At 69.1% G+C, this 26,089-nt stretch carries 20 protein-coding genes; 6 read left to right on the forward strand and 14 right to left on the reverse strand.

Annotated elements, in window-relative coordinates; genetic code table 11:
- Nucleotides 1-10: 10 nt before the first annotated feature.
- The 9 genes from RSP_RS07520 to RSP_RS07560 all read right to left on the reverse strand — a co-directional run bounded on the left by RSP_RS07520 (nucleotide 11) and on the right by RSP_RS07560 (nucleotide 14,952).
- The gene (locus tag RSP_RS07520) at nucleotides 11-541 is read right to left on the reverse strand and encodes a CoxG family protein (RefSeq protein WP_011337817.1); all 531 of its coding nucleotides are present in this window, start codon (nucleotides 539-541) and stop codon (nucleotides 11-13) included.
- 132 nt (nucleotides 542-673) lie between these two features.
- Nucleotides 674-2,875, reverse strand: a complete 2,202-nt coding sequence (locus RSP_RS07525) for a hybrid sensor histidine kinase/response regulator (RefSeq protein ID WP_011337818.1) — start codon at nucleotides 2,873-2,875, stop codon at nucleotides 674-676.
- Between the two features lie 70 nt (nucleotides 2,876-2,945).
- The gene (locus RSP_RS07530) at nucleotides 2,946-4,118 is read right to left on the reverse strand and encodes an FIST N-terminal domain-containing protein (RefSeq protein WP_011337819.1); all 1,173 of its coding nucleotides are present in this window, start codon (nucleotides 4,116-4,118) and stop codon (nucleotides 2,946-2,948) included.
- A gap of 97 nt (nucleotides 4,119-4,215) precedes the next feature.
- Nucleotides 4,216-4,896: a response regulator transcription factor gene (locus RSP_RS07535; RefSeq protein WP_009562094.1), complete on the reverse strand. Its 681-nt coding sequence runs from the start codon at nucleotides 4,894-4,896 to the stop codon at nucleotides 4,216-4,218.
- A 319-nt stretch (nucleotides 4,897-5,215) separates the two neighbouring features.
- Complete coding sequence (locus RSP_RS07540) at nucleotides 5,216-6,850, reverse strand: alpha-D-glucose phosphate-specific phosphoglucomutase (protein ID WP_011337820.1); 1,635 nt, start codon at nucleotides 6,848-6,850, stop codon at nucleotides 5,216-5,218.
- The gene (glgX, locus tag RSP_RS07545; protein WP_011337821.1) at nucleotides 6,847-8,961 is read right to left on the reverse strand and encodes a glycogen debranching protein GlgX; all 2,115 of its coding nucleotides are present in this window, start codon (nucleotides 8,959-8,961) and stop codon (nucleotides 6,847-6,849) included. Before glgX ends, RSP_RS07540 begins: the two co-directional genes overlap by 4 nt.
- Nucleotides 8,958-10,394: a glycogen synthase GlgA gene (gene glgA / locus RSP_RS07550; RefSeq protein ID WP_023003625.1), complete on the reverse strand. Its 1,437-nt coding sequence runs from the start codon at nucleotides 10,392-10,394 to the stop codon at nucleotides 8,958-8,960. The genes glgX and glgA overlap by 4 nt, the downstream gene beginning before the upstream one ends.
- Before the next feature lie 114 nt (nucleotides 10,395-10,508).
- Nucleotides 10,509-11,780 carry a glucose-1-phosphate adenylyltransferase gene (gene glgC / locus RSP_RS07555; RefSeq protein WP_002720043.1) on the reverse strand — a complete coding sequence of 424 codons (1,272 nt, stop codon included), beginning with the start codon at nucleotides 11,778-11,780 and terminating at the stop codon, nucleotides 10,509-10,511.
- A 766-nt stretch (nucleotides 11,781-12,546) separates the two neighbouring features.
- A complete protein-coding gene (locus RSP_RS07560) occupies nucleotides 12,547-14,952 on the reverse strand; it encodes a glycogen/starch/alpha-glucan phosphorylase (RefSeq protein ID WP_011337823.1) in 2,406 nt (801 codons plus the stop codon).
- Between the two features lie 513 nt (nucleotides 14,953-15,465).
- On the opposite strand from RSP_RS07560, the gene RSP_RS07565 reads away from it, so the two are divergent.
- Nucleotides 15,466-15,900, forward strand: coding sequence for an Rrf2 family transcriptional regulator (locus RSP_RS07565; RefSeq protein WP_002720045.1), 435 nt, complete (start codon nucleotides 15,466-15,468; stop codon nucleotides 15,898-15,900).
- A 25-nt stretch (nucleotides 15,901-15,925) separates the two neighbouring features.
- On the opposite strand, the gene cueR is transcribed toward RSP_RS07565, so the two are convergent.
- Nucleotides 15,926-16,339: a Cu(I)-responsive transcriptional regulator gene (gene cueR / locus RSP_RS07570; RefSeq protein ID WP_002720046.1), complete on the reverse strand. Its 414-nt coding sequence runs from the start codon at nucleotides 16,337-16,339 to the stop codon at nucleotides 15,926-15,928.
- Between the two features lie 158 nt (nucleotides 16,340-16,497).
- The gene (locus tag RSP_RS07575) at nucleotides 16,498-18,939 is read right to left on the reverse strand and encodes a heavy metal translocating P-type ATPase (protein ID WP_011337824.1); all 2,442 of its coding nucleotides are present in this window, start codon (nucleotides 18,937-18,939) and stop codon (nucleotides 16,498-16,500) included.
- A gap of 150 nt (nucleotides 18,940-19,089) precedes the next feature.
- Between RSP_RS07575 and RSP_RS07580 the strand changes: the two genes are divergently transcribed.
- On the forward strand, nucleotides 19,090-19,290 hold the full coding sequence (locus RSP_RS07580) for a heavy-metal-associated domain-containing protein (RefSeq protein WP_002720048.1): 201 nt from the start codon (nucleotides 19,090-19,092) through the stop codon (nucleotides 19,288-19,290).
- A 560-nt stretch (nucleotides 19,291-19,850) separates the two neighbouring features.
- Entirely contained in the window at nucleotides 19,851-19,982 is a 132-nt protein-coding gene (locus tag RSP_RS22655) for a hypothetical protein (protein ID WP_009562085.1), read from the forward strand.
- A gap of 233 nt (nucleotides 19,983-20,215) precedes the next feature.
- Here RSP_RS22655 and ndk read toward each other — a convergent pair whose 3' ends face one another.
- Nucleotides 20,216-20,638: a nucleoside-diphosphate kinase gene (ndk, locus tag RSP_RS07585; RefSeq protein WP_002720049.1), complete on the reverse strand. Its 423-nt coding sequence runs from the start codon at nucleotides 20,636-20,638 to the stop codon at nucleotides 20,216-20,218.
- 127 nt (nucleotides 20,639-20,765) lie between these two features.
- Here ndk and RSP_RS07590 point away from each other — a divergent pair, with 127 nt between their 5' ends.
- The 3 genes from RSP_RS07590 (at nucleotide 20,766) to RSP_RS07600 (ending at nucleotide 23,910) form a co-directional block, all read left to right on the forward strand.
- Complete coding sequence (locus tag RSP_RS07590; protein ID WP_011337826.1) at nucleotides 20,766-22,613, forward strand: ABC-F family ATP-binding cassette domain-containing protein; 1,848 nt, start codon at nucleotides 20,766-20,768, stop codon at nucleotides 22,611-22,613.
- 3 nt (nucleotides 22,614-22,616) lie between these two features.
- Nucleotides 22,617-23,237 (forward strand): MarC family protein, encoded by a 621-nt coding sequence (locus RSP_RS07595; protein WP_011337827.1) that lies wholly within the window; start codon nucleotides 22,617-22,619, stop codon nucleotides 23,235-23,237.
- A 97-nt stretch (nucleotides 23,238-23,334) separates the two neighbouring features.
- Complete coding sequence (locus RSP_RS07600; protein WP_011337828.1) at nucleotides 23,335-23,910, forward strand: retropepsin-like aspartic protease family protein; 576 nt, start codon at nucleotides 23,335-23,337, stop codon at nucleotides 23,908-23,910.
- A gap of 13 nt (nucleotides 23,911-23,923) precedes the next feature.
- Here RSP_RS07600 and RSP_RS07605 read toward each other — a convergent pair whose 3' ends face one another.
- Together RSP_RS07605 and RSP_RS07610 are read right to left on the reverse strand one after the other, a co-directional pair.
- Complete coding sequence (locus RSP_RS07605) at nucleotides 23,924-24,370, reverse strand: DNA polymerase III subunit chi (RefSeq protein ID WP_017140216.1); 447 nt, start codon at nucleotides 24,368-24,370, stop codon at nucleotides 23,924-23,926.
- A 115-nt stretch (nucleotides 24,371-24,485) separates the two neighbouring features.
- A complete protein-coding gene (locus RSP_RS07610) occupies nucleotides 24,486-25,955 on the reverse strand; it encodes a leucyl aminopeptidase (protein ID WP_002720054.1) in 1,470 nt (489 codons plus the stop codon).
- Nucleotides 25,956-26,089: the final 134 nt, after the last annotated feature.

The following is a 26,089-nucleotide window of genomic DNA, read 5'->3' on the forward strand; positions in this document are numbered from 1 at the left end:
CGTCTCGGGTTCAGCGCGAGATCATGCGCTTGAACCAGCCCTTCTTCGCGGGCGCCTCTTCCTCGGCGCCGACGGCGACAACCTCGGGCTCGTCCTCGGCAGGACCTTCCACGGCGGTCTGGAACCGCTCGAAGAACTGGTCGGCCATCTTGCGCGAGAAGCCGTCGATGATCCGGCTGCCCAGCTGCGCGAGCTTGCCGCCGACATGGACATCGACCTCGTAGGACAGGAGCGTGCCGCCCTCCGACGGGGTCATCGCGACCTTGGCCGATCCGCGCGCGTGTCCCGCGGCCCCGCCCTTGCCTTCACCCGAGATGGTGAGCGACTGCCCCTCCACGATGTCCGACAGCGTGACATGGCCGGTGAAGCGCGCCTTCACGGGACCCACCTTCTGGGTCACGATCGCCTCGTAGCCCTCGGAGGGGCTGCCCGTCAGGCTCTCGCATCCGGGAATGCAGACCCTCAGCACCTCGGGGTCGAGGATGGCCGCCCAGACCGTCGCAGGGTCGGCGGCAATGGTTCTCTGATCGGCTAGCAGCATGGCAGATCCCCCCTTATTGCGCCGAGAGTAGGACCAAACCTGACGCTGCGGCTATGTGACCTTGGTCGTAGTGACGCGGGACTGACCGGGCGAGGGATGCCTTTGACGCGCCGCCGCTGCCGTCCGGCAGCCCTAGAGGGCGCGCAGGAACTCCTCGAGCACGCGGGCGTCGATGGGTTTCTGGATCAGCCGGATGCCCGTCTCGGCGCAGAGGGCGGCCACTTCGGGGCGGCGGGCGGCGGTCACGATGCAGGCGGGCACCGGCCCGTGCCGGTCGCGCATCGTGCGGATGAACTCCACCCCCGTCATGCCCGCGCCGAGCTGCTGGTCCACGAGGAAGAAGTCCGGCAGGATCCCGATCTCCTCGATCAGCGCCAGCGCCTCCTCGCCCGAGGGCGCGTCGAGCACGCTCACCCCCCATTTCTCCAGCAGCAGTCCCATCGCCTGACGCAGGTCGTCGTCATTCTCGACGAGGAAGGCGATCTTGTCCTGCACCGCCACCTTGGCCTGCGCCCGCACCGCCGAGGCATCGGGCACGGACGGAGCGGGCGCACTTTCGGCGCGGGGCACCTGCAGCATGAAGCAGGTGCCCCGCCCGATCTCGGATCGGAGCCCCAGCGGATGGCCCAGAAGCCCGCAGGCGCGCTCGACGATGGCGAGGCCCAGCCCCATGCCCTCGGCGGGTGAGGCGGGCGCGTCGAGCCGGTGGAACTCCTTGAAGATGGCCTCCTGATCTGCCTCGGCGATCCCCGGCCCGGTGTCCCAGACCTCCAGCCGCACCATGCCCGCGGTCATCCGCGCGCCGACAAGCACCCTGCCCTTCGCGGTGTAGCGGATCGCATTGCCGATCAGGTTCTGGAGGATCCGCCGGAGATAGGTCGGGTCGGAGGCCACCACCGCGCTCGAGGGCAGCACCGTGAGCCGGAGGCCGCGCGCCGCGGCGATGGGCGCGAATTCGTCGGAGAGCTGCGCCATCAGCCGGTCGAGGCGCACCGGCTGGATCGAGACCGCCGCCCGGCCCGACTCGAGTTTCGAGATGTCGAGAAGCGCGCCGAGGATCCCCTCCACCGAGTCGAGCGCCTTCTGCGCCTTGGTCAGCGCCTCGCGGCTTTCGGGCGCCACCGCCTCGTCGCCGATGGTGGCGATGAAGAGCTTGGCCGCCGACAGCGGCTGCAACAGATCGTGGCTCGCCGCCGCCACGAAGCGCGAGCGCGAGGCATTGGCCCGCTCGGCATGACCCAGCGCATCCTCGAGCTCCAGCGTCCGCTCCATCACCCGCGCCTCGAGCGTTTCGTTCGCACGGCTCAGCGCTTCGATGGCGGCCCGCTCGGCGGTGACGTCGGTGAAACTCATCACGAAGCCGCGGTCGGGCATCTCCTGCGCGAAGACATCGAGGATCAGCTCGTCGTGGCGGCGGAGCTCGAAAGAGAGCGGCGCGCGTTCGTGGCGCGCCTGGACCCAGGCCTCGAGATGGGCCGCATCCATGCCCTCGCCGAAGCTGATCTCGTGCGCGAACCGTTCGAGCAGGTAGCCGAAGCTCACCCCCAGCCGGAAGCGGTTCATCGGGATCGCGAGCAGCGAGCCGAGGCGCTGGTTCCAGCCGACGAGCCGCCCCTCGGCATCGAAGATGCAGACCCCCTGATTGATGTGATCGAGCGTCGCGCGGATCACGCGGGCCTGATCGTCGAGCATCTTGCCGCGCTCGAGCCGCTCGATGCGGATGAGGTCGGTCACGTCGGTCTGCAGGATCACCGTGCCGCCATCGGCCGTCCGATGCTCGGAGACCTGCAGCCAGCGGTCCCAGATCAGCCGCACGTTGAAGATCGAATGCCGGTCGTAGTGCCGCCGCTTGCGCCGGACCGCCCAATCCTCGGGTGTCTCCGCCTCGGGCAGCGCCAGATACCGCGAACGGCTCACGCGGTCGATATAGCCGCCGAAGGAGAGGCCGGGCTTCAGATGCTCCTGAATGTCGAGCATGTGCATCCCGAAGCGCGAATTGCACAGCACGAGCACATCGTCGGCATCGAAGAGCGCGAAGCCCTCCTGCACCGTCTCGATGGCATTGGCGAGGTTCTGGCGCGCCTCCTCGGCCGCGCGCGTGGCTTCCGCCAGCCGCTCGTTCGAGAGGTTCAGCAGTTCCAGCGTGCGCTGCAGATCCGCTGTGCGCTCGCGCACCTGATCCTCGAGCATGGCGGCGCGCTGGAACTGCGCATAGGCCGCACCGCCGTCGTCGGTCGTGCGCTCCACCCGCGCCATCAGCGCGCGCACGATCTCGAGAAGCTTGTCCCGCTGTCGCTCGGGCGGATCGCTGGGATCGATCAGAGCAAGGCTCATGTCCGCTCCCGCTCCGCGTGGCGCATGGTCCTTCCCCCACTGGGACGCAGGTCACCGCCCCGGCCCGCCCTCATCGCTCCTCCGGCGGGTAGATCGCGACCCCGGTCATGGTCTGGTTCACATGCATCCCGTTCAGCTGCTCGCCGTAGGTCGAGAAGCCCACCACGCGATGCCGCCGCAGAAGGGCCGAGACCGCCCCGATGGACTGGCTGTCGAGCGCCTCCATCCGGCGCAGCACGCAATCGCACGCGACAATGGCCGAGGGCTCGCGCTCGCGCCCCAGCCCCGCCAGCTCGTCCGTCAGATGCCCGACGAGATCCTGCGGTTCGGCCAGCGCAAGCACCAGCCCCTCGTCGATGGCGGAAAAGAAGACGAGATCGCCGTTCGGCGCGACCTCGCGGATGGCGCGGACGTGATGCTTGCCGCCGATCCGCACCACCACCGGATGGGCCGCGAAGGTGAAGCTGTCGAGCTGCCCCGGATCCTTGCCGAGCAGCCGGGCATATTCCTGCGCCGCGGGCTCGGCATTGATCCGGCGCACGATGCGGCGCGCGGGATCGGCCTCGGTGACGACCATGCGCTGATCGGTGGGGCGGAAATGGTCGAGGTTGAACACCCGCACCCGGCAGTCGCTCCGCACCAGCGCCAGCACCGCCGCGTCCCTCAGGACATCGGCGCCATGGATCACGAAGGTCTCGCGGAAGCGCACGCCGTCGGCGGCCGAGCCGCCGAAGAGCGGCACCGGCCCCAGCCCCGCGGCGAGCGTCGAGGCCAGTTCGTCCTCGCGCGTCGACAGCCCGTCCACCATGAGGAAGGCGAATTCGCTGCCCCAGTCGGGCCGCTCGCGCGCCAGCGCATCCCGCTCGCGGATGAGGCGGCCGATCAGTTCCTCGCGGTCGAGATCGGCCAAAGCCCCGATCAGGATGGGCCGGACGTGGAAATGGGCGGCGGGAAGCGCCACCGCCACCACCTCGCCTTCGGTATAGCCCTCGGCGCTGATCTCGCCGGCCGTGGTGCAGCCGATCACCGGCACGGGGCCGAAGACCTCCTGCGCCCCGAGGGCGAGGGCCGACACGTCGGTCTCGGGCGTCACGAACAGGATCACGAGGGCGAACGGCCCCTCGCCCAGAGCTTCCGCCAGCCGCTCTGCGGCTGCGGGCACGTCTCCGGGCAGATGGGCGCTCCGCACCAGCGGGGCGCCGTTCCGCTCCGCCGCGACCGCCCGCTCGCGCAGTCCTTCCATCGCCGTCCTCCCAGCCAGCAAACCTAATCTGCTGCCCGCACGGCTGACAAGCCGTTCGACAGGCCCCCGAAGCGCGCAGCCGCTGCCCAACCGGCTGTCAGGAATTTTCCGGCATCAGGCTCGCGAAGCTCGCCTCCTGCACCATGAGCACCGCCTGGGTCCGGCTCTGGACGCCGAGCTTGCGCATGATGGCCGTGACATGGGCCTTCACGGTCGTCTCGGCGATGGTCAGGTCATAGGCGATCTGCTTGTTCAGCCGCCCCTCGCAGATGAGCTGGAGGATCTTCGCCTGCTGCCGCGTGAGCAGCGCAAGCCGTGCGATGGCTTCCTCGCGCTGGCTGGCGGGCGCGCCGGGGGAATGAGGCGTGAATCCTTCGGGCAGGTAGCTGCGCCCTTCGCGGATCGCATCGAAGGCCGCGCGGAACACCTCGCGGCGGGAGTGCTTGGGCACGAAGCCCGCCGCACCCGCCTTCAGCGCCGCCCCGATCACCCGGTTGTCGGCGAGGGAAGAGACCACCACCACCGGCACCGCCCCGAGGCTCGCCTTCAGACGGATGAGGCCGTCGAGGCCGTTCACGTCCGGCAGGTTCAGATCCAGCACCACCACATCGAACGCCGGCTGCAGGTCGAGCCGGGCCAGAGCCGTCTCGAGCCGGTCGGCGGATTCGATGTGGGTCAGTCCCGCCACCGCCTTGAGCGTCATCGACAGCGCATCGCAGAAGAGCGGATGATCGTCGACGATCAGCGCGGACTGGAGCGGGCGGGAAGGTTCGATCATGGCGGTCCCATACGTCTTTTCACGAGGCTAGCACATCCGCCTGACGCGATAACCCGGCCAAAGGTCGGAGCACCGGCGCCCTTGCCGCTACGGCGCACCGACCTGTTCTTACCGAGAGAGGCGGAGCCCCCCACTTCCCGGCCGGCCATACGGTTCGCGCATCTGTCGGTGCGGAGCGGTTCCCGCATCCTTCGGCCGCAGGCATGCCCGGATCCGCTATGTTGAGCGCCGCGGCGCCTGCCGGACCGAGGGGTAGGTCCGGCGCGCCACCCGATGGCGAGGCGCCCCCGGGCCGGCCCGGGGGCCTCGGCGTCCCGGCTCAGGTGATGACGTCGGGCTCGCGGCGGCCGGTATGGCGTTCGATCCCCGCAATCTCGTGCGCGGCGGCGATGATCGGGCCAAGCGCCTCCTGCGGGTCGAGATCCAGACCCTCCGGCCCGGGCGCATAGCGCTCGAGATAGAGCCGGAGCGTCGCCCCCTCGGTTCCGGTGCCCGACAGCCGCATCACGATCCGGCTGCCATCCTGGAACAGGATCCGCACGCCCTGCTTGCGGCTGACCGAGCCATCCACCGGGTCGGTATAGGCAAAATCGTCCGCCTCGGCGACCTTCAAATGGCCGTTGAAGGCGGCGCCCGTTAGGCCCACGAGCTTGCCGCGCAGCTCCTCCATCATGGCGTCCGCCCGCGCCGTCTCGATCGCCTCGAAGTCGTGGCGCGAATAGTAGTTGCGGCCGAACTGCTGCCAGTGCGCCTCGAGGATCTCGCGCACGCTTTCCTTGCGCACAGCGAGGATGTTCAGCCACAGGAGCACCGCCCAGAGCCCGTCCTTCTCGCGCACATGGTCGGAGCCGGTGCCGAAGCTCTCTTCGCCGCAGATGGTGGCGCGGCCCGCATCGAGCAGGTTGCCGAAGAATTTCCAGCCGGTCGGCGTCTCGAACTCCTCGACACCGAGGGCCTCGGCCACGCGGTCGGCCGCGGCCGAGGTGGGCATTGAGCGGGCGACGCCCTTGAGCCCCGCCTTGTAGCCGGGCGCGAGATGGGCATTGGCCGCCAGCACCGCGAGACTGTCGGAGGGCGAGACATAGATCCCGCGCCCCACCACCATGTTGCGGTCGCCGTCTCCGTCCGAGGCCGCGCCGAAATCGGGGGCCTCCGCCGAGAACATCTCGTCCATCAGCGCCTTGGCCCAGGTCGGGTTCGGGTCGGGGTGCATCCCGCCGAAATCGGGCAAGGGCGTGCCGTTGACGACCGTCCCCTTCGCCGCACCGAGCCGGTTCTCGAGAATCTCGGTCGCATAGGGGCCCGTCACCGCGCACATCGCGTCGAAGCGCATGGTGAAGCCGTCCGAGAACATCGCGCGGATCGCCGGGAAATCGAACAGGCTTTCCATCAGCGCCGCGTAGTCGGCCACCGGATCCACCACCTCGATCTGCATGTCGCCGAGCACCGTCCGGCCCACGACCGACAGATCCACATCCTGCGCCTCGAAGATGCGGTATTCCGAGAGGGTCTTCGTGGCCTCGAAGATCGCCTCGGTCACGCTCTCGGGCGCGGGCCCGCCGTTCGGCGTGTTGAACTTCACGCCGAAATCCTCCTCGGGGCCGCCGGGATTGTGGCTGGCCGACAAGATGATGCCGCCGTCGGTCTTGCGCAGGCGGATCAGATGCGAGGCGGCCGGGGTGGAGAGGATGGCGCCCTGCCCCACGATGACCCGCGCCGCGCCGTTGGCGGCGGCCATCCGCAGGATCACCTGGGCCGCGCGGTCGTTGAAATAGCGCCCGTCGCCGCCCAGAACGAAGGTCTTGCCGCGGGCTCCGCCGATGGCGTCGAAGATCGACTGGACGAAATTCTCGAGATAATGCGGCCGCATGAAGACCGGCGTCTTCTTGCGCAGCCCGGAGGTTCCGGGCTTCTGATCGGAAAAGGGCGTGGTGGAAACGGTCTTGACGGTCATCCAGTCTCTCCAGGTGGTGCCGGCACGAAGACCAGCACGGAACGGGCCGGGGCTTCAAGCCCCGGCGCCGCGGGTTCGGGGCCGGCCTCGGGCCGTGTCGTATCGAGCACGAGGCTCCAGCTCTCGGGGACGGGCGGGAGTGCCAGTGGCACGGCCTCGCCTGCATTGAAGACGGCGAACACCGGGCTTTCGCCCGCATCCGGCCGGTCGGCATCCATGCGGATCTCGACGCAGAGGCAGCTCATCGCAGGCGAATGCCAGTCCTGCGGGCCCGGCTCGCGCCCGTCGGGCAGCCGCCAGACCACATCGCGCAGCCCGTCCGCCTCCCGGATCCGACCGTGCAGGAAGCCCTTCTGCCGCAGCACCGGAAGGCTCCGGCGCAGCTCCGAGATCCGGGCGACGAAAGCCAGCATGGTCTCGTCGGGCCGGTCCCAGTCGATCCAGCCGATCGGATTGTCCTGCGCATAGGCGTTATTGTTGCCTCCCTGGCCGTTGCCGATCTCGTCGCCCCCGAGCAGCATCGGCGTGCCTTGGGAAAGGAACAGGGTGGCAAGGAGGTTCCGCCGCCGCAGCGCCCGGGCGGCGAGAATTCCCGCATCCGTCGTCGGGCCCTCGAGGCCCATATTGTCGGAATGATTGTCGTCGTGGCCGTCGCGGTTGTCCTCGCCGTTGGCCTCGTTGTGCTTGCGCGCATGGCTCACGAGATCGAGGAGCGTGAAACCGTCATGCGCCGTCACGAAATTGACCGAGCTGGTGGCCGCGCGGCTGTGGTGGTCGAACCGTTCGGCCGAGCCCAGAAGCCTGCGGGCGAGATCGCCCGTCATGCCGCCCTCGCCGCGCCAGAACCGGCGCACGTCGTCGCGGAACTTGTCGTTCCATTCGAGAAACGGATGCGGAAAGCCGCCCAGCCGGTAGCCGCCCGGCCCCAGATCCCACGGCTCGGCGATGAGCTTCACCCGCGTCAGCACCGGATCCTGCCGGATCGCATCGAAGAAGGCGCCCTGTTCGTCGAACGCATCCTCCTCGCGCCCGAGCGTCGAGGCGAGATCGAAGCGGAAGCCGTCGACATGCATGACCTCGACCCAGTAGCGCAAGGAATCCATCACCATGCGCAGCACCATCGGATGCGACAGATCGAGCGTGTTGCCGGTGCCGGTCATGTTGGCATAACGCCGCCCGCCCTCGGTCAGCCGGTAGTAGCTCCGGTTGTCGATCCCACGGAACGAGAGTGTGGGACCCAGCTCGTCGCTTTCGCCGGTGTGGTTGTAGACCACGTCGAGGATCACCTCGATCCCGGCGGCATGAAAGCGGCGCACCATGGCCGCGAATTCCCAGAGCGCCCCCTTGGCCAGATAGCGCGGGTCGGGCGCGAAGAAGCCCACCGTCTGATAGCCCCAGTAGTTCGAGAGCCCCCGGTTCACGAGGAATCGGTCGTCGAGAAAGGCCTGCACCGGCAGAAGCTCGACGGCGGTCACGCCGAGCCGCGTCAGATGCTCGAGGATCGGGTCCGAGGCGAGCCCGAGGAAGGTGCCGCGCAGGCCGTCCTCCACCCCGGGATGAAGCGCGGTCAGACCCTTCACATGGGCCTCGTAGATCAGCGTCTCGGTGAGCGCCCGCTCGGGCGGCGCATCCGGCCCCCAGTTGAAATTGTGCCCCACCACGACCGACTTCGGCACGGCGAAGGCGCTGTCGCGGCCGTCGAACGACAGATCGGCGCGCGCGCTCCCGACCCTGTAGCCCATCACCGCATCCGACCAGCGCAACCGCCCCTCGAGCTTGCGGGCATAGGGGTCGATCAGCAGCTTGTTCGGGTTGAACCTGTGGCCCTGCTCGGGCTGATAGGGGCCGTGCACCCGGTAGCCGTAGAGCTGCCCGGGCAGCAGGCCGTTGACCTTCAGGTGCCAGATGTCCCCGTCCCGCTCGGTCAGCGGCAGCCGCAGCGCCTCGCGCCGCCCGTCGGGCGCAAAGAGGCAGAGCTCCACCTTCTCGGCATGGGCCGAGAAGAGCGCGAAATTCACCCCCTCGCCATCGAAGCTCGCCCCCAGGGGCCAGGGGCGGCCGGGGGCGGTGGCGAGGCCCGGCAGCCCGCTGGGCTGCGCCGCCGCTGTCACGCGACGAGCTCCCGGTAGAGCGCCGCATAGGCCGCGGCCGAGGTCTCCCAGCCCACCGGATGGCGCATCGCATTCCGTTGCACCGTCTCCCAGGCCGCGGGATCGGCATAAAGATGGATCAGCCGCCTCAGCGCCTCGGCGAAGGCGGGCGGCTCGGTCGGATGGAAGGTGAGGCCGGTCGCACAGCCCGCGGCCATGGCGGCCGGATTGGCGTTGATGATCGTGTCGGCAAGGCCCCCTGTCAGGGCCACCACCGGAATGGCCCCGTAGCGCAGCCCGTACATCTGCGTGAGCCCGCAGGGCTCGAACCGCGAGGGCACCAAAACCGCATCGCCGCCCGCGAACATCAGATGCGACAGCCCTTCGTCATAGCCGATCCGCACCCCGACCCGACCCGGAAAGCGCACCTCGAGCTCGCGCATCGCCGCCTCGAGCGGCGCGTCACCCGTGCCCAGAACTGCAAGGCCCCCGCCCGCGGCGATGAAGTCCGGCAGCACCTCGGGGATGAGGTCGATGCCCTTCTGATAGGTCAGGCGGCTCACGAGGATCGCAAGCGGCCCCGGCACCGACAGTTTGAAGGCGCCCGACAGCACGGCGCGGTTCTCCGCCTTGGCCTTCAGGCTCTCGGCGTCATAGGGCCGCTCCTCGACCTCGGGCGACCAGATGTCGGTGTCGACCCCGTTCAGGATGCCGGTCACCTGCCCAGCCCGCTGGGCAATCACGCCCTGCAGGCCCATGCCGAACTCGGGCCGCATCAGCTCGCAGGCATAGGTGGGCGAGACGGTGGTGATATGATCGGCCGAGACCAGCCCCGCCTTCAGCGACGAGAGCCCGCCGTAATATTCGAGCGCGGCCGGATGGAACTCCTGCGGCGGCAGGCGCAGCGCCGACAGAAGGCTCGCCGGCGCCCAGCCCTGGAAGGCGATGTTGTGCACCGTCAGCACCGAACTCGCTCCGCCGCTGCCCCAATAGTTCATATAGGCCGGCGTGAAGCCCGCCTGCCAGTCGTGGGCATGAACCACATCCGGCCGCCAGCCGTCCCCGAGCCCCTCGCGCGCGATCCGCGCCCCGATCCAGGAAAGCGCCGCAAACCGCTGCGCATTGTCGCCCCAGTCGCCGTCCGGACCCGCATAGGGGCCGCCCTCGCGGTCGTAGAGATGCGGCGCATCAAGGAGCAGCATCTTCCGCCCGGCCACCTCGCCCGCCATCACCCGCCCCGGCCCCCCGAAGAGATCCTCTTCGGCGAAGACCTCCTCCATCTCCTCGAGCCGCCATTTCAGCGGCCGGTAGCAGGGCATCAGCACCCGCATCTCCCAGCCTTCCGCCGCCAGCGCCCCCGGAAGCGCGCCCACCACATCGGCGAGCCCCCCGGTCTTCAGCAGCGGCACGCATTCGGAAGCCACCGACAACACCCGTCCGCGCGCCGTCTCCATCCTGTCCCTGTCCTTCATCCGCTTCCCGTGGCGCGGGCGGTCCCGCCCCCGGCCTCTTTCACTCTGTTCAAATATCCCGCGGGGGTGCGGGGGCGCGAAGCCCCCGCCGGGGCCTCAGTTCAGCGCCCGCGCCCGGGCGTCGAGCATGTCCTGCGTCACCAGCACGATGCCGCCCTCCGAGCGGCGGAACCAGCGCGCATCTTCCTCCGCATCCTGCCCGATCACCAGCCCTTCCGGCACGACCACGCCGCGGTCGAGCACGCAATTCGTCAGATCCGCCTTCCGGTTCACCGTCACATGCGGCAGTGCCACCACATGGCTCATCGAGGAATAGCTGTGCGTCCGGCAGCCGGTGAACAGCAGCGAGCTGCGGATCTCGCTGCCCGAAACGATGCAGTCCCCCGAAACCAGCGACGAGATGGCCGTGCCGCGCCGGTTCTCGCTGTCATGGATGAACTTGGCCGGCGGCACGATCTGCGAATAGGTCCAGATCGGCCATTCGCGGTCGTAGAGATCGAGCTTGGGCGTGAAGTCGGTGAGGTCGATGTTGGCCTGCCAGAAGGCATCGATCGTGCCCACGTCGCGCCAGTAGGGCTCGGTCTCGAGGCCGGTCATCACGCAGCTGTCCGAGAAACGGTGCGCCATGGCCTTGCCGTTCTTCACGATGGCGGGGATCAGGTCGTGGCCGAAGTCGTGGCTCGAGTTCGGATCCTCGGCGTCGCGGATCAGCAGGTCGCGCAGGAATGCCCAGTCGAAGACATAGATCCCCATCGAGGCCAGCGCATTGGCCTCGTCGCCGGGGATGCCCGGCGGGTCGGCGGGCTTTTCGAGAAAGTCGGTGATACGCAGGTTCGCATCCACATGCATCACGCCGAAGGCCGTGGCCTCGGCCCGCGGCACGGTCAGGCAGCCGATGGTCACATCCGCGCCGGTCTCGCAATGCTGGCGCAGCATGATCTCGTAATCCATCTTGTAGACGTGATCGCCCGCGAGGATGATCACATACTTGATGTCGTAGCTGTCCACGATGTCGATATTCTGGGTCACCGCATCGGCCGTGCCCAGATACCAGCGGTTCTCGTCGACCCGCTGGCTTGCCGGCAGGATGTCGAGATATTCGTTCCGCTCCTCGCGGAAGAAGTTCCAGCCGCGCTGGATGTGCCGGATCAGGCTGTGGGCCTTGTACTGGGTGGCGATGGCCATCTTGCGGATGCCCGAGTTCATCGCGTTCGACAGGGCGAAGTCGATGATCCGCGCCTTGCCGCCGAAATAGACGGCGGGTTTCGCGCGCCGGTCCGTCAGCTCCTTGAGCCGGCTGCCGCGGCCGCCGGCCAGCACGAAGGCCATCGCCTGCGCGGTCAGCCTGAGTGGGGGTTGCGCCTTCATTCCGTCCTCCCGTGTCGCGGGTTGGCCCCGCTCTTGAAGTGCCTGCTCCGGCCGGGTCGGACTCGCCTCTGCGCAAGCCCGGCCCGCCTGAAGATCACCGTAGACAGCGGCGGGAGCGTGACAAGCGCCGATTGCATCCGACCGTGCCGGCCATCGGGCCCAGAGACGACGCGGCCGGACTTGCAGCGGTTCCCGCCGACGCGGATTTCGGCAGGGGGCGTCCGCGCTTCCCCCCGTCCCGCCCCCCGAAAGGCCGAGGCGGATCCTTCGTTCGACCGGGGGGGAAGCTCCTGTCGGCGCATTCATCAGAGGGAAGTGAAAGGGCAGGCTTGACCGTCAGGCCCGAGGTCCGCTCAGAAAAGACATCAGGTCGGGATGAAGGACGCGCCTGCCGGATCGCAAGATCCACGGGATCGGGGACAGGAGACGATGCCCTCGCCCGCTTCCAACCGCCGAGACGGGCCTTGCAGGGCGTGATCGACGCTCCGATGACACGCGACCCTTCGGCCATCGTGCTCGTCGGCGCGCTTCACGCATCCCCGAGATGCAGCGTTGCGGAGGATCGAAGCCGTCACCGCACAAGCCGGGCGCGCGGGTCTGGCCTGCATGGAAGCGTCACGGGGTGGCGGCGGCCCGTCAGATGCGGACGCAACCCGACCGCGACAGGCGCCGGCCCCGGCTTAAGAAGCCGCCGCAGGCGCCCTGCCCCTCTCCGATGCCCGTCGTCGAGGCGTCCCGGCGACCTTCGCAGCGCGCGCGCCCCGGGCTAGTCCTGCAGGGCCGACTCCACCCCCCAGATCTCCTTCATGTACCCGCGGATCGTGCGGTCCGACGAGAAGAAGCCCGACCGCGCCGTGTTGAGCGCGGCCATGGTCAGCCAGCGCGCACGGTCCTTGTAGGCCGCATCCACCTCGGCCTGGGCCGCGAGATAGGCATCGAAGTCGGAGGCGACGAGGAAATAGTCATGGTGCCAGACCCGGTGCACGAGCCCGTGGTAGCGATCGGCCTGCCCCGGGCTGAACTGGCCCTCGGCGATGGCCTGCAGCACGTTCTGCATGATCTGGCTGGCCTCGATGGCCTTGCGCGCGTGATCGGGATCCTCGCGGCGCTTCATCACCTCCTCGGCCGTCAGGCCGAACAGGAAGAAGTTCTCGCGGCCGACCTCCTGCAGGATCTCGACATTGGCGCCGTCGAGCGTGCCGATGGTCGGCGCGCCGTTCATCATGAACTTCATGTTGCCGGTTCCCGAGGCTTCCTTGCCCGCCGTCGAGATCTGCTCGGACAGATCCGCCGCCGGCACCAGCCGCTCGGCCATCGAGACATTGTAGTTGGCGGGATAGATCACCTTCAGCAGATCGCCCACCAGCGGATCCGCATTGATGACCGCGGCCACATCGTTGATGAGATGGATGATCTCCTTGGCCACGGCATAGCCCGGCGCGGACTTGCCGCCGAAGATCTTCACCCGCGGCACCCAGCCCGCATCGGGATTGGCCCGGATCGCCTGCCAGCGCGCGACCGTCTCGAGGATGTTCAGAAGCTGGCGCTTGTATTCGTGGATCCGCTTGACCTGCACGTCGAAGAGCGCATCGGGGCTCACCTTCACCCCGCACTCCGCCCCGAGCCAGTTCGACAGCGTCACCTTGTTCTGCCGCTTGGCCGCATCGAAGGCGCCGAGGAAACCCTGGTCCTTCACATGCGGCTCGAGCCCCTTCAGCCGGTCGAGATCGTCCTCCCAGCCCTCGCCGATCGTCTCGCCGATCAGCCGGGCAAGCGGCGCGTTCGCCATCTTCAGCCAGCGCCGCGGCGTGACGCCGTTGGTCTGGTTCACGATCTTCTCGGGATGCAACCGGTCCAGTTCGGGGAAGAGGTTGGCCTTCACGAGATCGGTATGGAGCGCCGAGACGCCGTTCACCTTGTGCGACATGATGAAGGCCAGCTCGCCCATCCGCACCTCGTGGTGCTTGACGATGCCCACATAATGCGGCCGCGCCGGGAAGGTCCGGCGGTGCCATCCGTCGATCCGCTCGACGATCTGCATGTGGCGCGGCAGCACGTTCCCGAAGGTGAAGGTGGCCCACCGTTCCAGCGCCTCGGGCAGGAGGGTGTGGTTGGTGTAGCCGAGGCACTCCTGCGCGACGGGCAGCGCCTCGTCGAAGGACAGCCCATGCTCATCGACGAGGAGCCGGATGAGTTCCGGGCCCGCGATGGCCGGATGCGTGTCGTTCATCTGGATCGCGACATGCCGCGACAGCGCCCGCAGGTCGCCGTGCCCGCTCTTGAAGCGGCGCAGGATGTCCTGCAGCGCGGCCGACGTCAGGAAGAATTCCTGCTTCAGCCGCAGTTCCTTGCCCTGATAGGTCGTGTCGTCGGGATAGAGCACGCGCGAGAGCGTGCGCGCGAGCGTCTCGGGCTCGGCCGCGGCCGTGTAATCGCCGCGGTTGAAGCGTTCCAGATCGAAGAGCGTCGTGGGCTCGGCGCCCCAGAGCCGCAGCGTGTTGGCCCAGCGGCCCTGCCAGCCCACCACGGGCGTGTCGTGCGCAGAGGCCTTCACGGTCTCCGCCGGCACCCAGACCTCGCGGCCGTCGCGTGTCTCGACATGGCCCTTGAAGCCCACGATGTAGGTGGCCTCGGGCCGGTCGAACTCCCACGGGTTGCGCTGGCTCAGCCAGTCCTCGGGCGTCTCGACCTGCTGGCCGCCCTCGAACCGCTGCCGGAAGAGACCGTGCTCGTAGCGGATGCCGTAGCCGTAGGCCGGGCAGCCGAGCGTGGCCATCGATTCCATGAAGCAGGCGGCCAGCCGCCCGAGACCGCCATTGCCGAGCGCCGCGTCGGGCTCGTCGCCGACGATCGCCTTGAAGTCCTGACCGAGCTCGGCCATCGTCCGCTCGGCCATCTCGTGCAGGCCGAGGTTGATCGTGGCATCCTCGAGGATGCGGCCGATCAGGAATTCCATCGACAGATAGTAGACGCGCTTGCGATCCTCTTCCCAGGTGCGGCGGGTCGAGGCGAACCAGGGCTCCATGATCCGGTCGCGGATCGCGTAGGACAGCGCCATCCGCCAGTCATAGAGGCTCGCGTGCGGAGCATCCTTGCCCAGCGTGAAGGTGAGGTGGCGCATCACGTCGGTCTTGAGGACGTTCGGGGTCAGGCTCTGATCGTTCACGGGCATGGTCCGTAGCAAAAGCTGTCCGAGGTGCCGGACGGCAGGGGTTCGACGAGGTTTGCCGTGCCCTTACGCTAGGGTCAAGCGCAGGGGCCCGGCATCGGCAGGAGGCCACGCAAGCGATCCGCGCCTTTAGGCGGGGCTCACGGCTCCCGGCACATCGAGATGCGCGCCCGGGGTCTGGGTCGCCCGGCACGCTGTACAGGTCTTCGCAAGGTGGCGCTTGATCGTCCGATGGGCAAGTGCTCACATCAACTGCTACATTCGGATAGGGTTTCCCATCTTATCGCGCGGAGATCGCGCGAAGGTTGCAAACGGGTAACAGTTGCCGGCGCAGGAATGGGCAGATCCGGCGGCGCGGCCCGGAAATGGGGCGCGGGCACAAGGGGCTGCGACAAATTGCTTGTGCCGGATACGACTTTTCCTCTCCCCTCCAAGGCCGCCGTCCGGGATCATGTCTGCGCCGAAACCCTGTGACTGGCGGGGATTCGCGACAGCAAAGGCGAAAGGCAGCAGGCCATGCGACTGACCACCCGCACCAATCTCGCGATGAGGACGCTCATGTTCTGCGCGATCAACGAGGGCCGCGTGGTGCGCAAGGCCGAGGTGGCGGCCGCCTGCAACGCCTCGGAGAACCATCTGGCTCAGGTCATCCACGGGCTCGCGCAGAAGGGATTCCTGCGCACCGTGCGCGGGCGCTGCGGCGGCCTGGCCCTCGGTCGGCCGGCCGAGAAGATCGTGGTGGGCGACGTCTTCCGCACCTTCGAATCGAACCTCCCCTTCACCGAGTGCTTCTCGAAGAAGGAGAACAAGTGCCCGCTGACGCCCTCCTGCCGGCTGAAATGCGCGCTGAACGACGCGCTCGCGGCCTTCTACGGCACGCTCGACAAGCTCTCGCTGCGCGACATGGTGCAGGAAAATACGGAACTCGAAGACCTGCTGAAGGTCGCCTGACGGGCGAGAGGCCGCGCAGCCGCCTCTAGCCCTGATCCGCAGCGCAGCAGACGGGGCCCGCCGAGAGCCCCTCGAGGATCGGGCAATCCGGCCGGTCGTCGCCGCTGCAGGCGGACACGAGATGCGAGAGCGTCGTCTGCATTGCCTGCAGTTCCGCGATCTTCCCCTCGATCTGGTCGAGATGACGCTCGGCCAGCCGCTTCACGTCGGCACTGGCCCGGCTGCGGTCTTCCCACAGCGCGAGCAGCGTGCGGCATTCCTCGATCGAGAAGCCGAGCGAGCGTGCGCGCCCGAGAAAGGCCAGCTTGTGCAGATCGTCCTCGCGGAACCGGCGATAGCCGTTCGCATCGCGCATCGGCCGAACGAGGCCGATCTCCTCGTAATAGCGGATCGTCTTGGCCGGCAGCCCCGACCGCTCTCCCGCTTCCTTGATGTTCATGCGGGGTTCCTCCGTTCCCTCTTCCGGCCGAGGACCGGCACCGCCGCCTCCTGCCCTCTCCCTCTGTGTCCTGCGGGCCTCTGCCCGCCCTCTGGGTCCCGCGCGGCGGCTGACCGCAGCGCAGCCCGGTCATCCGTGCGCGACGGCCACGCGCTGCGTCACGCCAGAGCCTCCGCCGCGGGCGCGCGACGCAGGCGCAGCGCGTTCGTCAGCACGAAGACCGACGAGAAGGCCATCGCGCCCGCCGCGAGCATCGGCGAGAGCTGCGGCCCGCCGAACGGCACCAGCACCCCGGCGGCCACCGGGATCAGCGCCACATTGTAGCCGAAGGCCCAGGCGAGGTTCTGGCGGATGTTGCGCATGGTCCGGCGGCTGAGTGCCACCGCCGTGGCCACGCCCACCGGATCTCCCGACATGAGCACGACATCCGCGGCCTCGATGGCCACATCGGTGCCCGTGCCGATGGCGATGCCCACCTCGGCTGCGGCGAGCGCCGGCGCATCGTTGATCCCGTCGCCCACGAAGGCCGCCCGGCCCATGGCCGTCACCTCCTCGACCTTTCCGCCGGGCAGGACACCCGCGTGGATGTCCGAGATCCCGAGCTCCCGTCCGATGGCGCGCGCGACGCCCGGGGCATCTCCCGTGACCATCGCGGCGGGCAGGCCCAGCCGCCCGAGCGCCTCGACCGCCGCCCGCGCCGTGGGCTTCACCCGGTCGGCCACGGCGATCAGCCCGGCGATCCGGTCGTCCAGAGCGAGCCAGACCGGCGTGCGCCCTTCGGCCTCGAGCCGCGCCGCCTCGGGCCCGAGCGGGCCCGGATCCAGCCCCTCCATCATCCGGAGGCTGCCCACCCGCACGCGCCGGCCCGCGACGCGCGCCTCGGCACCGTGGCCGGGCCGGGAGGAGAAGCCCTCAGCCTCGAGCGGCGGAAGGTCCTCGGCCGCGCGCCGGATCGCGCCCGCCAGCGGATGTTCCGACCGGGCCTCGACGGCCGCGGCCAGCGCCAGAAGCTCCTCGCGGCCCAACCCCTCGCCGGGCAGGACGTCCGTCACCTGCGGCCGGCCTTCGGTGAGCGTGCCGGTCTTGTCGAACCCCACCCGCTCGATTTCGGACAGCCGCTGCAACGCCTCGCCCTTGCGGAAGAGCACGCCCAGCTCGGCGGCCCGGCCGGTGCCGACCATGATCGAGACCGGCGTCGCCAGCCCCATCGCGCAGGGGCAGGCGATGATGAGGACCGACACGCCCGCCACCAGCGCCTCGCCAAGGCCCGGCCCGAACAGGAGCCAGACGAGCACCGTGAGCGCCGCCACGCCCATCACCACCGGCACGAAGCGCAGCGTGATCCGGTCGACCAGCGCCTGCACCGGCAGCTTGGCGCCCTGCGCCTCTCCGACCATGGCCACGATCCGCGCGAGCACCGTGTCGGCGCCGACCCGCGTCGCCCGCATGGTGAGCGCGCCGGTGCCGTTCACCGTGCCTCCGGTGACATCGGCCCCCTCGGCCTTGGCGACCGGCAGCGCCTCGCCGGTCAACATGCTCTCGTCGACCGCGCTCTCGCCTGCCACCACCACCCCGTCGAGGGGAATGCGCTCGCCCGGACGGATGAGGAGGATCGCGCCGGGCCCGATGCTCTCGATCGGCACCTCGGTCTCCGTGCCGTCGCGGCTCACCCGCGCCGTCTTCGGCTGGAGGCGCAGGAGCCCCGCGATGGCCGCGCCCGCCTGCCCCCGCGCGCGCGCCTCCATCAGCCGGCCGAGCAGGATCAGCACGACGATCACCGCCGCGGCCTCGAAATAGACCGAGCGGGCGGCTGCGGGCAGGAGGCCCGGCGCGAAGGTCGCGACCGTCGAGTAAGCCCAGGCCGCGAAAGTGCCGACGGCCACGAGGCTGTTCATGTCGGGCGCCCCGCGCAGGAGCGCCGGCACGCCCTTGGCATAGAAGCGTCGCCCGGGCCCCGCCAGCACGAGGCTCGTGAGCAGGAACTGCGCGATCCACGAGGTCTGCGTGCCGATGGTGCCCGCGATCCAGTGGTGGAAGGCGGGCACGAGATGGCCGCCCATCTCGACGAGGAACACCGGGATCGTCAGCAGCGCCGCGAGCCAGGCATCGCGGCGGAGCATCGCCATCTCCTCGGCGCGGCGATCCGGGGCATCGGCCGTGAGGGGCGAGGCCGCAAACCCGGCCTTGGTGACGGCCTGCGCGAGGGCGGCGGCCGTGGCCGCGCCCTCCCAGAGCGTCACCTGCGCGCGGCGGCTCGCGAGGTTCGCCGTGGCTTCGATCACCCCCGGCTGCGCCTTCAGCACCCGCTCGACCCGGCCGGTGCAGGAGGCGCAGCTCATCCCCTCGACCGAGAGGGTGAGCCGCTCCTGCCGGGCCGGGTAGCCCGCGCGCGCAAGCGCCTCGGCCAGAGCCTCCGGCGTGGCCGGATCGGAATAGCGGATGTCCGCGCTCTCGTCCGCGAGGCTCACCCGCGCCTCGGCCACGCCCGGCACCGCGGCAAGCACGCGCTCGGTGCGCGCCACGCAGGAGGCGCAGCTCATTCCGTCCGGGTGCAGGCGCAGGCTGCGCAGGCCCGTGCGGATCGGTTGTTGGTCGGTCATGGCAGTCTCCTTGGCCTCCCAAGATGGGGCTTCCCACAACTGGAAGGTCAAGGGCCATCCGGGCTGTGCCGGAATTTTCCTGTCGCGGGGTCCGGGGCGCTTGACCTTGCCCCGGTGGAACGCCTTCTTCTGCGGGGAAAGGAGACGAACATGACCAAGCTGTCCATCCCCGACATGTCCTGCGGCCATTGCCGCGCCTCGATCGAGGGCGCGCTCGCGCCGCTTCCGGGCTTCGAGGGCATCCGCTTCGACCCCGAGGCCCGCACCGCCGACGTCGAGGGCTCCGTCCCCGAACGGACGCTGCTCTCCGCCTTGGACTCCATCGGTTTCCCGGCAGAGGTCGTGCGCTGACCGCGGCGACGGGGGACATCGGAGAGGCCATGCCGCGGCCTCTCTGCCCCCGTTCATCCGTAAGACGCAGAGCCTCACCGCAATAGCGACGCACCATCCGGTGCAGCGAAGAATGCTCTCGGAGGCGCCGCCGTCCCGGGAGCCGGTCCTCCGGCAAGGGCCCATGCGCCAGCCGTCCTGTCAGTCCGGAGCGGGACAGGAAATGCCTCACAATTCCGCCATTCCGTATGCGGTCGACCACTTCACGATGCCGTGCGCGTAGATCCCCTATCCGGTGTTGTTCAGCCCGTCCGACTCGCCCTGCGCGTGTCAGAACATCACCGCTTGTTTCAGGATTTTGCCTTTTGCGACAGAACTGTGGCAGGACGTGGCAAAAGCGGCGCATCTTTGCTCAACTACAGTATTCGCTCGCATACAATGACCTTGTCCGACTCGAGGCGCAGGCATAGATGAGAGTGAATGTGTCATGTTGACGCCATCGGCCCCCGGGAGGGCGATGAACCGCCGGCCGGGGCACAGCGTTGTAACCCAGTAACCTGAACGACAATCGGAGCAGACCAATGACTCAGGAAGCCTCACCCGTCCAGCCGCAGCAGGGCAGCACGCCCGCGTCGCCGCAGATGGGTGGCGCCGAAACCGTTCGCCGGCCCGATCCGGCGCGTCCGGTGTTCAACGACTGGGCCTCGATCTGAGGCACCCCAGGCGGAAGAAAAGGGGCCGGCGCCTGCGCCGGCCTTTTTCTTTTCCGGAAGATGTCCGGTCACGGATGGCCCCGCGCGAGGCGCAGAAGCGCGTTCCCTCTAGCCTCTTCAGAAAGATGACCTGCCCGTCGAATGAAGAAGGCCGGGACGAGCCCGGCCTTCCTCTCAGGACACAGTCTCCGGGCGAAGGCGCGGGATCGACCCTCCCGCGCCCGCCGCAGGCCTCAGCCGACGAGTTCGAGGCCCGAGAAGAAGAAGGCGATCTCTTCGGCCGCGGTTTCCGGCGCATCCGAGCCGTGGACCGAGTTCTCGCCGACCGACAGCGCGAATTCCTTGCGGATCGTGCCCGCATCGGCATTGGCCGGGTTGGTCGCGCCCATCACTTCGCGGTTCTTCGCGATGGCGCCTTCGCCTTCCAGCACCTGCACGACCACCGGCTCGGACGCCATGAATTCGGTCAGTTCGCCGAAGAAGGGGCGGTCCTTGTGGACGCCGTAGAACTTCTGCGCCTGAGCGAGCGACAGGTGGATGCGCTTCTGCGCCACGATGCGCAGGCCGGCTTCCTCGAACTTGGCGTTGATCTTGCCGGTCAGGTTGCGGCGGGTGGCGTCGGGCTTGATGATCGACAGGGTGCGTTCGATGGCCATGAAGGCTCTCCTCGGAAGGGTGTAACTCTGGGCGCGGGCCTTACCATGGGTGCCATCGCGACAAAAGGGGCAAAGGGGCCGCCCGGCGGCGTTGACAGCCCGAGCGGGGCGGTCCATCACCCTGCCCATGCTGCGCATTTCGGACATCTCCTACTCGGTCGAGGGACGGCCGCTCTTTCAGGGCGCCTCCGCTACGATTCCCACCGGCCACAAGGTCGGCCTCGTCGGCCGTAACGGCACCGGCAAGACCACGCTCTTCCGGCTGATCCGGGGCGAGCTCGCGCTGGAAGGGGGCGAGATCGCCCTGCCCGCCCGCTCGCGCATCGGCGGCGTGGCGCAGGAGGTGCCCTCCTCCTCGACTTCGCTTCTCGACACGGTGCTGGCCGCCGATACCGAACGCGCCGCGCTGATGGAGGAGGCCGAGACCGCCACCGATCCGCACCGGATCGCCGAGATCCAGCATCGTCTGGCCGATATCGACGCCTGGTCGGCCGAGGGCCGCGCCTCGGCGATCCTGAAGGGGCTGGGTTTCGACGCCGAGGCGCAGCTTCGCCCCTGCTCCGACTTCTCGGGCGGCTGGCGGATGCGCGTGGCGCTGGCGGGCGTCCTGTTCGCCCAGCCGGACCTGCTCCTCCTTGACGAGCCTACCAACTACCTCGACCTCGAAGGCGCGCTCTGGCTCGAGAGCTACCTGCAGAAATATCCGCACACCGTGCTCATCATCTCGCACGACCGCGGGCTCTTGAACCGCGCGGTGCAGGGCATCCTGCATCTCGACCAGAAGAAGCTGACCTACTGGACCGGCCCCTACGACCAGTTCGCCCGCCAGATGGCCGAGAAGCGCGCCGTGCAGGCCGCCGAAGCCAAGAAACAGGAGGCCCGCCGGGCCCACCTGCAGAGCTTCGTCGACCGGTTCAAGGCCAAGGCCTCGAAGGCGGTGCAGGCCCAGAGCCGGGTGAAGATGCTCGAGAAGATGACGCCGATCACGCCGCCCGAAGAGGCGAAGCGGCAGGTCTTCACCTTCCCCAAGCCCGAGGAACTGTCGCCGCCCATCATCACGATGGAGGGCGTGTCGGTCGGCTACGATGGCCCGCCCGTGCTCCGCCGCCTGAGCCTGCGGATCGACCAGGACGACCGGATCGCCCTTCTCGGCCGCAACGGCGAGGGCAAGTCCACACTCTCGAAGCTGCTCGCCGGCAAGCTTGCGGCGCAGGAGGGGCGGATGGTCAGCTCCTCGAAGCTGCGCATCGGCTATTTCGCCCAGCATCAGGTGGACGAACTCCACATCGAAGAGACGCCGCTCCAGCATGTGATGCGCCTGCGCCCCGACGAGGGCCAGCCGCGGCTGCGCGCCCGTCTCGCGGGCTTCGGGCTGATGGCCGATCAGGCCGAGACCGCCGTGGGGCGGCTGTCGGGAGGGCAGAAGGCGCGGCTCTCGCTGCTCCTCGCCACCATCGATGCGCCGCACCTGCTGATCCTCGACGAGCCCACCAACCACCTCGACATGGAAAGCCGCGAGGCGCTGGTCGAGGCGCTCACCGAATATTCCGGCGCCGTGGTCCTCGTCAGCCACGACATGCACCTGTTGGGCCTCGTGGCCGACCGGCTCTGGCTGGTGAAGGGCGGCGCGGTCGCCCCCTTCACCGAGGATCTCGAGGCCTACCGCCGCCAGCTTCTGGCGGGCGACGATCCGCCGCCCGAGAAGAAGGCCGAGAAGCCCGCGCCGAAGGCCGCCAGCCGCGAGGAGAAGCTCGCGCTGCGCGCCGAGGTGCGCCGCTGCGAGGAGCGGCTTGAGAAGCTGAACGGGATGCGCGACAAGCTTGCGACCAAGCTCGCCGATCCTGCGCTCTACGAGCCCGAGCGCCTGGGCGAGATGGAGACCTGGCAGAAGAAATATGCCGAAGTGATGGAGGGGCTCGACCGGGCCGAGGCGCTGTGGCTGACCGCGCAGGAGCGGCTCGAGGCGGCGGGCTGATCCATGATCGAGACGGGCTTCCTCATCACCGCCTTCGCCACGCTCTTCGTGGTGGTCGATCCGCTGGGGCTGGTGCCGCTCTTCATCGCGCTGACGCCCGGCATGACGCGCGAGGAGCGCCGCGCGATCGGCCTTCGCGCCTGCTTCGTGGCGGTGGGCATCCTCACCACCTTCGGCCTTCTCGGCGAGGCGGTGCTGGGCTTCATCGGCATCTCGATGTCCGCCTTCCGCATCGCGGGTGGGATCCTTCTGTTCCTCACCGCGCTCGACATGCTGTTCGAGCGCCGCACCCAGCGCCGCGAGGGCCAGACCGCGGCCGACCACGACCACGATCCGTCCGTCTTCCCGCTCGCCATCCCGCTCATCGCGGGCCCGGGCGCCATCGCCTCGATGATCCTGCTCGTGGGATCGGCCGAGGACTGGACGGGCGTTCTGGCCGTCCATCTGGTGATGCTGGTGACGGTGGCCTCGGCCTTCCTCCTGTTCCTCGTCGCAGGTCCGCTCGAGCGGCTGCTGGGCCGGATCGGCACGCTCGTCATCACCCGGCTTCTCGGCATGCTGCTCGCGGCCCTCTCGGTGCAGTTCGTGATCGACGGCATCCGCGGCTCGGGCCTGCTCGGCTGAGCCGGCGGAAGGCCGCGCCGGGCCACTTTCCGCCCCCGGGGGCTGGAGCATCCGCCGCCCCGGCCCCATATCCCGAGGCAGGGCTCCGGGAGACAACATGGACGGCGATCTGACGGCACGGCTGATCTATCTCGGGCTTCTCCTCACCGCGCTCGGCGCCTGGGTGCTGGTCGAATATCGCGGCCGCCTCGGCGCGGCGATCCGCGCGGGCCTCGCCTGGGCGCTGATCTTCGTGGCGGTGCTCGCGGGTTATGGCCTCTGGCGCGACATCCGCAGCGATCTCATCCCCACGCAGGCGGTGATGGAAGACAGCCGCATCGCGGTGCCCCGCGCGCGCGATGGCCACTATTATCTCACGCTCGAGGTGGCAGGCACGCCCATCCGCTTCATGGCCGATACGGGAGCCAGCTCCATCGTCCTCTCGCAGGCGGACGCCCGCAGGCTCGGGATCGAGCCGGACCGGCTCGACTACATGGGCGAGGCCATCACCGCGAACGGCCCGGTGCGCACGGCGCGGGTGCGGATCGGCCCGGTGGTCCTCGGCCCCTACAGCGAACAGCGCATCCCCGCCTGGGTCAATGAAGGGCCGATGGACATGTCGCTTCTGGGCATGGATTATCTGCGCCGCTTCCGCATCGAGATCGCCGACGACCGGATGATCCTGAGCCGCTGACGGGTCCTCCGCCTCAGCCCGCCTCGGCCTTCTTCTCCCAGCGCCCGCTTTCCTCCGACCAGTATTGCGCCTTCACGCCGGCGCCGGTCAGCGCCTTCCACTGCCCGCGCGCCCGGGCAAGTTCCGCCTCGTCCAGCCCGTCGAACAGGATCCAGACCCGCTCGAGCGGCGCCGCCTCCGCAGCCTGCGTCTCGGCCCCGTCGAGCAGCATCAGCGCCTGCGCCCCGTTGCCGATCGCGCCGGTCCCGAGCAGCACCGGCTGCACCGCATCGTGCGGCCCGCCCTCCATCCCGTGCGGCAGAAATCCCTCCTCCGGCACCCGCCAGAGCGCCAGATCCAGCGCCTCGAGCCGCACCCGGTCGGTCCCCCGCAGCATGACGCGCCACCCCTGCCCGAGCGCCCGCGGCAGCAGCAGCCGCAGCGTGTCCTCGGCCGAGGAACGCGTCAGGTGATAGAACATCACGACCCCCACGCGGCCCGCCTCTCCTTCAGTCTGGTCCAAATATCCCGGGGTCCGGGGCAGAGCCCCGGCGGGTCGAACCGCCGGGACCCCTCCGGTCCCGGCGCGCCCTGTCTCACGTCTCCAGCATGTCCCGGATCATCCGGTCGAGCGCCAGCACCCCCCAGCCGGTGGCGCCCTTCGGCGCCAGCGCCGTGTCCGATTTCAGCAGCGCCGTGCCCGCGATGTCGAGATGGATCCAGGGCGTCTCGGGCTTCACGAAGCGGCGCAGGAAATGGGCCGCGGTGATCGAGCCCGCCTCGCGCCCGCAGGAGTTGCGCATGTCCGCGATCCGCGACTTCAGCATCTCGTCGTAGCGCTCGCCCATCGGCATCCGCCAGGCGCCCTCGCCCTCCGCCTCGGCCGCCTTCAGGAAGGCGCCGCAGAAGGCATCGTCGTTCGAGAAGACGCCCGTGTTCTCGTGGCCGAGCGCCACGATGATGGCCCCCGTCAGGGTCGCCAGATCGACGATGCCGCGCGGCTGGAAACGCTCCTGCGCATACCAGAGCACGTCGGCCAGCACGAGGCGGCCTTCGGCGTCGGTGTTGATGACCTCGATCGTGTCGCCCTTCATCGAGCGCACCACGTCGCCCGGACGCTGCGCATTGCCGTCGGGCATGTTCTCGACGATGCCCACGAGCCCCACGACATTGGCCCGCGCCTTGCGCATGGCGAGCGTGCGCATGACGCCCGCGACCACCGCCGCGCCGCCCATGTCCATGGTCATGTCTTCCATGCCGCCCGCGGGCTTGATCGAGATGCCCCCGGTGTCGAAGACCACGCCCTTGCCCACGAGCGCCAGCGGCACCTGATCCTCGGGCCCGCCCTTCCACTGCATGACGACGAGCTTCGAAGGATGTTCGGAGCCCTGCCCCACGCCCAGAAGCGCGCGCATCCCGAGCTTCTCCATCTCCTCTTCCTCGAGGATCTCCACCTCGAGGCCGAGCTCGTGCATCGCCGCAAGCCGCGCCGCGAAATCGAAGGTCGAGAGCACGTTCGCGGGCTCGTTCACCAGATCGCGGGTGAAGAAGATCCCCTCGGCCAGCGCCGCCATCGGGCCTGCCTCGGCCGCCACCGCCTCGGGGTTGGCCGCCATCAGCGTCACCGGCCCCGGCAGGCTCTTCTCGCCCGTCTTGTGCGGCGTGAAGTCATAGGCCCGGAGCGCGATGCCGAACGAGACATCGGCCGCCCGCTGGATCGTGTCGGCCAGCACCAGGGTGCCCACCTTCGAGAGCGCCCGCCCGATGGTGCCGCCCGCCTTCCGCGCAGCGGCCTTGTCGGTGCGCCGCTCGAGCTTCACGAGCTGAACCGCATCGGCCGCGAGACCCACGGGAAAGCCCAGCTCCATCGCATCGCCCTGCTTCAGCTTGCCGAAGGCTTCCGAGCCTGCGGCCCGCTCGAGCGCGCCCCGCATCAGGCGGTTCACCTTCTTGGCCGCCGCGCCCATCGTGCCTCCCTCGCCCGCGAAAACCACGATGCGACCGGCAACGCCGGCCAGGGCGTCGAGGTCGAGCCCCTGGAACTGGATGGGAACGGGATGGGTCATCAGATAACTCCGCTGCAACGCTCGGCGCCACCGCGCCGTTGATGGACAGGCGCCGGAGCGCCGGAGGGACGGGGCCGGATCGCGGCGGATGCCGCAGCGCCGGCCGTTCTGTGCGCCGAGGCTAGCCCCTGCCC

This window comes from Cereibacter sphaeroides 2.4.1 (assembly GCF_000012905.2).
Lineage (GTDB): Bacteria > Pseudomonadota > Alphaproteobacteria > Rhodobacterales > Rhodobacteraceae > Cereibacter_A > Cereibacter_A sphaeroides.